Annotated in this window: 9 protein-coding genes; all 9 read right to left on the bottom strand. The window is 55.4% G+C overall.

The window, feature by feature from the left end; translation table 11 throughout:
- Window positions 1-96: 96 nt before the first annotated feature.
- The 9 genes from ACSHSS_RS29215 to ACSHSS_RS29175 all read right to left on the bottom strand — a co-directional run bounded on the left by ACSHSS_RS29215 (window position 97) and on the right by ACSHSS_RS29175 (window position 7,890).
- The gene (locus ACSHSS_RS29215) at window positions 97-699 is read right to left on the bottom strand and encodes a 2-hydroxychromene-2-carboxylate isomerase (RefSeq protein WP_445545897.1); all 603 of its coding nucleotides are present in this window, start codon (window positions 697-699) and stop codon (window positions 97-99) included.
- Between the two features lie 43 nt (window positions 700-742).
- Window positions 743-1,573: a DODA-type extradiol aromatic ring-opening family dioxygenase gene (locus ACSHSS_RS29210; protein ID WP_445545896.1), complete on the bottom strand. Its 831-nt coding sequence runs from the start codon at window positions 1,571-1,573 to the stop codon at window positions 743-745.
- A gap of 45 nt (window positions 1,574-1,618) precedes the next feature.
- Complete coding sequence (locus ACSHSS_RS29205) at window positions 1,619-1,879, bottom strand: hypothetical protein (protein WP_445545895.1); 261 nt, start codon at window positions 1,877-1,879, stop codon at window positions 1,619-1,621.
- 16 nt (window positions 1,880-1,895) lie between these two features.
- Window positions 1,896-2,897: a dihydrodipicolinate synthase family protein gene (locus ACSHSS_RS29200; protein WP_445545894.1), complete on the bottom strand. Its 1,002-nt coding sequence runs from the start codon at window positions 2,895-2,897 to the stop codon at window positions 1,896-1,898.
- Between the two features lie 98 nt (window positions 2,898-2,995).
- Window positions 2,996-4,192, bottom strand: a complete 1,197-nt coding sequence (locus ACSHSS_RS29195; protein WP_445545893.1) for an NAD(P)/FAD-dependent oxidoreductase — start codon at window positions 4,190-4,192, stop codon at window positions 2,996-2,998.
- Window positions 4,193-4,224: 32 nt separating this feature from the next.
- Window positions 4,225-4,545, bottom strand: a complete 321-nt coding sequence (locus tag ACSHSS_RS29190) for a 2Fe-2S iron-sulfur cluster-binding protein (RefSeq protein ID WP_025527772.1) — start codon at window positions 4,543-4,545, stop codon at window positions 4,225-4,227.
- 80 nt (window positions 4,546-4,625) lie between these two features.
- Window positions 4,626-5,165, bottom strand: coding sequence for an aromatic-ring-hydroxylating dioxygenase subunit beta (locus ACSHSS_RS29185; protein WP_445545892.1), 540 nt, complete (start codon window positions 5,163-5,165; stop codon window positions 4,626-4,628).
- Between the two features lie 14 nt (window positions 5,166-5,179).
- Window positions 5,180-6,535 (bottom strand): aromatic ring-hydroxylating oxygenase subunit alpha, encoded by a 1,356-nt coding sequence (locus tag ACSHSS_RS29180; RefSeq protein ID WP_445545891.1) that lies wholly within the window; start codon window positions 6,533-6,535, stop codon window positions 5,180-5,182.
- Between the two features lie 62 nt (window positions 6,536-6,597).
- A complete protein-coding gene (locus ACSHSS_RS29175) occupies window positions 6,598-7,890 on the bottom strand; it encodes an aldehyde dehydrogenase family protein (protein WP_445545898.1) in 1,293 nt (430 codons plus the stop codon).
- Window positions 7,891-7,907: the final 17 nt, after the last annotated feature.

Genomic DNA, 7,907 nt, shown 5'->3' with positions numbered 1-7,907 from the left:
CTGCCTCGTCCGTTATGCGGACGACAGGCTCATTGATCAGCGTTTCCCTAGGCTTGACCCATCAAAATTTAAAATAGGTACAAGCCACGTGTGTTACTAGTTTCCTTGTAGTGCCAGCTCAGAAAGGTACTCATCGAGCATGAAAATGCGGTCATTACCCCACCACATACTGTCCCCTAACATCATGGTGGGCACGCCAAACACACCTCTTCGAATCGCATTTGATGTGCTGGCTTCATAGCGATTGCTTGCCTCCTGTGACGCGATGAAATCGACAAACTCAGCTGAATTCCATCCAAAGTCCGCTGCAATGTTCTTCAGCAAATCTTCGTCATCGGGTGCCCCGCCATCACCCCATGTCCGCTGATACGCAACGGTTACGTAATCCGCACACTGCGCTCTGTCCTTGGCAAAGAACGTGCCGATATTCAGTGGGCGAGAATTGTGATTCTTCGCACCATGAAGAGGAATTCCATACCGATGAGCCCATCGCTTGAGGTCATCCGTCAGATACTTCAACTTGACAGGTAGCTCTCGATTGGTCGGGCCTATATTTCCGATTGCCAATTTTGCGGCGGCGAGATCGATAGGAAAATAGTTCACGCTGCGCTGGTGTTTTTCAGCGATTCCGCGCAAGCGATAAGAAGCCAAATAGGCAAATGGGCTAAGAAAGTCGAAGTAAAAATCGATTGATTCCATGGTTGTACCTGGTCCGCTATGTACTGTTTTTCCGCGTGATCGTTCAAGCGGCCCGCTTCATTTCCAGATACCCGCATCCACACACCCACTCCGGCACAGATTCGTAAGCGATCAACTCGCCGCGAACAGTACCCAGTGCGCCCATCGCACAGATCCAGTTTTTTATTTCCAGCCCGCCGTTTCCACCATCACGCAGAATTTCTTCGTCAGTCAGCGCGATCAACGCTTCCACATTTCCTTCTTCAACGTGCGAGAGGATCTTGCGATCCCATTCGGCATTGACCTTCCCCATCTGCGCCATGCCGGGCCAATGACTCAGCCCTCCCGTACCATAAATAGCGACACGCTCGGTTCCAGACCAAGAAGCCACGGCCTCTCCAATCACCTTCCCAATCTGGTAAGCCCGCCGGCTAGAAATGAGAGGTTCGAAGCCCGTATTCAGGTAGACTGGAATGGCCCTAACGCCGGCTGCCGGGCGAACCGCATAGTGGATAGGGATCGTGGTCGAATGGTCGATGACGAGAGTCTTTGCCACGGCCCAATCGACACCCACGTCAAACCCCGTCTGCATGATGTGATGAGCGAGCGCCTCGTTATTTTCGATCTTCGCGCGCGGAATCCCGAGCCACTCCTCCCTTGGGCCCTCGACATCGCCAATTCCGATAAGGCAACGAGGAATACAGGCAGGACTATGCATTGTGTAGTGGTCGTCACCGATAACGATAACAGTGTCCACCTTTAAATCCTTGATACGCTCGACAATCGCCGCGTATGCCGCCATGCATGTCTCACGTTTCTGCAAGGGCGGCGCGTCAGGAATTGATGCGATGAGCGGATCATGAGGCAACATGAAGCCCGCAACGATTTCAGCCATAGTATTTCCTATCCGGACAGGTAAAGAGAATCCGCAGCATTTGCCTTATCGGGTGTTCATCCGGCGCATGTATTCAGGAATTGACGGCGGCCCACCCTGGATAGCCTGCCATGAGCAAAACAGGAGCATTTGACTAACCCCCTTATCGGCGATAGCGCGTACGTCCAAGGATTCGAGCAAAGCTCGCTCCTCTTCAGCCAACAGATACGCAGACAGGAATTCGCCCGCGTCGGAATGAAATCGTTTGACCTTGGCGGGATCGGTATGCAAATCCCACAAGACTCGTTCCATCGTGTAGATGCTCACACGTCCTCCCTTACAATCAAATCGCCCGCCGGGTTTGCATCAATTCGGCGTTCAGTGCCGCATGTGCGCGCCCCGAGCGCTCCGCGCCAGCAAGGTAGTCCTGCGGAATAACGTGGTATGGAGGACGGCAGGGCCCAGCATTCATATAGCCGGCGGCGTTCATCCGTGATTTCTCGAGCGGAGCGTTGAACTTCGAGAATTCCGAAAACTCGCCCTTTGGAAAGAAACCCACGTCGCAAGCCCGCAGCTTGTCGGCAATCTCCTTCGCCGAGGTCCAGTCATGGCTGGACTTGGCCTGCGCAACCCGATCCCGCAGCGTCAGCGCCGGAAGTGGTCCGCACAACGCGCTGCTGGACCAGAACGCGGTGACGCGATCGGGAGCGATGCGCGCCGCCGCGTAGTAGTCTTGCTCATTTGGAAGAAACCGCATGTTCGGAGCCAGTTCCAGATCCACCGCCAGCATTCCGATACCCAGATATTTACATGCAACTGCCTGCGGCATTTTTCCGACCTCCGCCCAGAACGGACGCGGAAACTCAAATTTGAAAGCTTCCGTATTCGCGTAGATGGCGAGTGCGGTGTCAGGACAAGCTTCAGTGACATCCTTGAAGAACTGAACGGCGGTAGCGAGGTCGTTCTTGCACCACATGGGTACACCGAGCATGGTCCCGCTTACGCCCATGTCATGCATCGCACGAGTTTGCTCGACAACCTCGCGCGTATTCAGTGCCGTGGTTCCCGTAAAGAACGGAATGCGCCCACGAATGGTTTCCATGACACAGCCGACAAACGCTTTTTTTTCGTCCCACAAGAGGCTGTGTGCCTCACCGTAGGTTCCAAGGCTCAGCAGTCCGTCCACACCCGCGTCGATTAGCAATTCGACAACACGTGCAGTTTCGTCCAGGTCAACCGTATTTCGCTCACGCCAATCGGAAGCGTTCGGCTTCGCCGGCGTGGGCAAGATGGGCCAGAGTCCTTTGATACCCGATGCGTCAATGCGGATTTTAGGGTGGGTCATGGTAATTCGCTCCTGGAGCTTATGTTTTGGCAAGAAAGATTCACGCAGGCGAAGTTCGCGCGTTCACCGACATCTATCGCGAAACGCCGAAGTCGATTTCACGAGATGATTAATTCCTTCCTACTTTCAAACTGTTCTGTAAGTTTTTTGCGCGCGGCGACAAAATCTCTCGGCGAATTGATGCAGTCGGTCGCAATATGCCTATCGCCCTTGTAGTAGTCGACTGCAAATGAAGACGCGGAGACATCGCCCCGGATTTCAGTCCTGTCATAGCCAATCGACAATCCGGCAGTCTGCAGTTTTATGTCGTACTGGTTGGACCAGAACCAAGGCAGGCTTTCGTAGCGAGCGGATTGATTCACGAGGGTCTTGGCTACTACGTGGGCCTGGTCCAAAGCGTTCTGAACTGACTCAAGCCGGATCAACGCGTCATCGGCGTACCGATTTTTATGAAGCGCACAATCGCCGATCGCAAAAACGTTTGGCAGGCTCGTTTTACATTGTTCGTCCACTTCAACGCCATTCGCAACCTTTGCTCCGGCAGCGGCCAGTACCTCCACGGCGGGAACAATACCGATACCTGCGATAACCAAGTCTGCATCTACGCAGGTACCGTCCAGGAGACGCACGGCGACGACGTGGCCTGATTTTCCTTCAATCGCAGCGACGCCTACGCCAAGGCGAACGTCCACACCGTGCAGGCGATGCTGGGTCTCAATGAAACGCGAAACCGTCTCACATGTGCTCCTCGCCAGCGCTCTTGTCGTCGCCTCGAACAATACAACGTCCTTTCCCATCTTTCTTAGCGATGCTGCGGCCTCCAGCCCGACATAGCCCCCACCGATGACTACAACCTTTCGTGCGCGCGGTAGTTCACTCAGTAGTCGATTTGTATCCTGGATGTGGCGGATATAGTGAATGCCTGCGAGATCGCTACCGGTACAATCGATCCGTCGTGCCGCCCCGCCCGCAGCCCAGATCAAATTCCCATAGCCAAACGATTCGCCTGACACCGTGCGGACGACACGCTTGTCTGGCGTTATTTCGTTGACGCGCCGGCCCAGCAGCATGCTGATTTTTTGATCGGCCCAGTAGTCTTCACCCCGAATCAGGATTCGATCGAAGCTCTTTTCTCCGCCCAAATAGTCTTTGGAAAGCGGCGGACGCTCGTACGGCAAAACTGCCTCTTCACCGAGTACGCCAATCGACCCCTCATACTTGAGCTGACGCAAGGATATGGCGGCTTGACTTCCCGCATGACCTGAACCAACGATTAGTACATCAAACGATTTCACACCCACTCTCCGCCTAGATTTCAACTTGGCATTTAGCCTTGCGATGCCGGCATTCTCACAGCCATTCCGTCCATGGAATTGGTCACCTTGATCTGGCAGGCGAGGCGAGATCCCTCTTGCACATCGGAGGCGTACTCCAACATCGCCAACTCGTCGTCTTGAGCTGCGGGCACGGCCGCACGCCACGCCGGATCGACGTAGATATGGCAAGTCGCACAGGCACACCCGCCCATGCACTCAGCGACAATACCAGGAACACTGTTTTTCGTCGCACCTTCCATTAGGGAGTACCCCTCCGGGACCTCCACCACGTGCTCAGCTCCGCTGTGCTCTATATAGGTGATTTTTGCCATGTTGAAACCTCGACTCACCCCCGATGCTTCGGGGACTGATTGTTGAAGACCGGCGCTCACCGGCCTTCACTGACTACAACTCAAAAAATAAACGAAAAATTGTGAGTTCCGACTACTGCGCTATCGATTCGAACTTCACGATGAAGGAGCTTGATGTCTCCTTCGACACAGCGGATTCTGTCGATTCGCTCTGCAGACAGAAGATCGTGATCCGGCGACGGTCCACGCGAGCGGTAGATGAGGACATTTGACTTCACGACCGCTTCGTAGTTTTTCGAATTTCCACCTAGCTCTGTCTTATCTCCGACGCGCACGTTCGTCACAAAGTGACGGATTCTCGTTTGCGGATTCTCGGACCAGGCTGCACGGGAATCGAAGCGCTTGATCCGCATCGTCAGTGCCTTCCAGTCATCGCTCTGGAGGTGAGAATCCTCACTGAATCCGTCCCCATCCTCCTTCATGAGTGTCTGGCGCAGCGGAACGACATAGCGAATCGACTCATCCACGCAAGTCGCTTGCCACTCCTTCAACTGAAAGTTATCCAGGAGCTCGGATTCGCGATACAGGAAGCAGGACAGCTGACCGTGGAGTTCTGCGTCGTATTGGTCGATGTTGTTCATGATTCAGTCTCCAGTCAGATCTCACCGCTCATATACTGCAGCCAACGGCGATGCCAACCGCGCTGAGGCCACTCGCCATAGCCGAGGTTATATGCCTTGCCGGGGCCAGGCCAGTCCTCGCGCGGCTTCTGTGTCGTGAGACCCATCTGATAGTTGAAGTCCATATTTCTGGCCATCTCGCCTCCAGTCATGCTGAAGGACGTCTGCCATACCTCCGCATCATCCTGCTCGAATGTCCCAGAGATCCCAAACGTGCGCAGGTACGCTTCGTAGCCTTCCTTCTTATATGACTCGGGCGCATCCGCATCAACCAGACACCAGGACCAGATCTCGATCTTTCCGAAACCGGCGGGCTGCCAGAGACGGAACGTAATGATCGGCGTCAACTGGCTCTGCGCGTCCTTTGCGGTCATAATGTTCAGAAAGGACAGGTTGGGGAAAACGGTCGCGTGGAAAAAGTTAGTCTTCTCCATGACTTGCAACTGCTCCCGGGAAAGGCGCTTCTTCGCAGAGCTCACAACCTCTTCGGGCAGACCCAAGTATGGCGGTAAAGGGATGCCGGGAGGCGCGCCCGTCAGTCCCATACCGTGTCCATTACCTGCGTCGATCAGGTCTCCGGACATCGCATAAAACGGGTTGTCGGGCAACATCCCCAGTTCCACGATGGACTGGTGGGCAGTCTGGGTGTGGTACGAGTCGCCAATGAAGTTGTCCGCTGGCAACTTCCAGTCGGCATTGACGATCCAGCGTTGTGGAGCACCCACCACCTGAAGGCCACCTTCAGAACGCTTCGTAAGAAGCTCCAGATACCACTTCATATCACCCAGGTATTCATCGAGCGGCATGGCGTCAGCGTCCAGATTCCCGAAAATCATGCCTTGGAAGATTTCCAGGCGTGGCACCTGCTTGAGCCCCAACTCGGCTTCGTTTATCGCGTCGCCATAGGCTTCTTTCTGCTGGGGGATGCCCGCCAGCTTTCCGGTATTCGTATACGTCCATCCGTGATACGGACAACGGAACATCTTCGCGTTGCCTTTGTCGCCGCGCGCCAACTGCACGCCTCGATGTGCGCATGCGTTTAGCATCGCGCGGATTTCCCCGTCGGCGTTACGCGTTACGATCAAGGGATTGTCGGCGATATTACGAAGCACATAGTCGTGCTTGTTCGGCAACTCCGTCACATGGCCAAGATAAATCCAGGCCTTGCCGAAGATTCGCTCGCGCTCAACCTCATAGACCTGGGGATCGTTGAAGATCTTCGCAGGAAGAAAACCTTGATCGATAACTTCCCGTCCACGCTTCACCAAGTCGTGGACGCGTGGGTATGTTTGGGCCAGCGTATCCAGCCCGGTTGCGCAACCTGTACTCAAGTTTGTCTCCTTCTCATTAGATTAACAACGCAAGAAAGGCCAAGCCACTTCTGCCACGACCCTCAGGGCTGACTGCCATGTGAAATCGTGAAGTGCTTGTATTCGGTAAATGGGTCCAGCGCGGCAACCCCGTTCAGCCGACCGATACCAGACTGCTTTTGGCCGCCCTCTTCCATTTCGTCGTAAATCACCGCCCACTGATTGATCCAGATTGTTCCAGCGGCGATTGCACGCCCGACTCTCCATGGGCGATCCACATCCGAAGTCCAGATGCTCGCAGCCAAGCCAAATTCAGTAGCGTTTGCCAATACAACGGCATCAGCTTCCGTATCGAAGACCTCCAGGGTCGCGACCGGTCCAAAGGTTTCCGTTTGAACGATGTCGGCCCTACTGTTGCGGACTTCCAGCAGCGTCGGCCGGTAGAAAGCGCCCGACGCAAGTCTCTGATCGCTTGACGGCCCACCGCGTACGATTACGGTCGCGCCCTGAGCAATGGCCTTTTCCACCTCAGCGTTGACCCGGACGACGGCGTCCTTGTTAATCAGCGGCCCCATGTCGCTCGCCGGGTCCGACCCGGCACCGACTTTCACTGCTTCCAAACGCTCCTTGAGCAGACTGATGACCTTTTGCGCAATGCTGCGTTGCACGAGGATGCGGGAACCCGCCATGCAGAACTGCCCCGCGAACACTGTAATGCCCTTTTCCAACGTGGGAATTACTTTGTCCAGGTCGGCGTCGTCGAAGACAATCATCGGAGTCTTGCCGCCCAGTTCGAGATTCAGCCGTTTCAACTGCCGTCCGGCCGCCGACGCGATGGCTCGCCCGACGTGCGTACTTCCTGTAAAACTGATAACCGGAACGTTCTGCGACTCAACCAGCTTGCGCGCTCCCTCGTCTCCAGATTCAGTGAACAAGTTCACGATTCCACGAGGCAGCGACTTCACCTGAGAAATCAGGTTCGCAAGCAATGCATTCACCTGGGCTGTCTGAGCGGGCATCTTCACCACCGCCGCAGTACCGGCAGCCAAAGCCGGGGCAAGGGAGCGCACGAGGAGAACGGTAGGCGCGTTCCACGGCACGATGATTCCAGCGACACCGATCGGTTCGGGCACCACAACCGAAAGCTTGCCAGCGTCAGGCAGGACTGAGCGCCCATAGCTCGTACGCACAAGCGAAGCGTAGTAGCGCAGTTTCGGTGCGTTCATGGACACCTCGAAACCTGCCTCGTAGCGCGTTTTTCCGTTCTCGCGAACCACGGCTTCGATCAGGGCTTCCGCATGCTGGTCGAAAAGGTCGGCCAACTCGTTCAGCGCGCGAGCACGTGGCCTGACCCCATAGGGTGGTCCGGTTTCAATCTTAGTTCATGATCGGC

Source organism: Burkholderia sp. BC1 (genome assembly GCF_052683555.1).
Note: the sequence above shows the minus strand (reverse complement) of the source record. Positions and strands in the feature narration are given on the sequence as shown.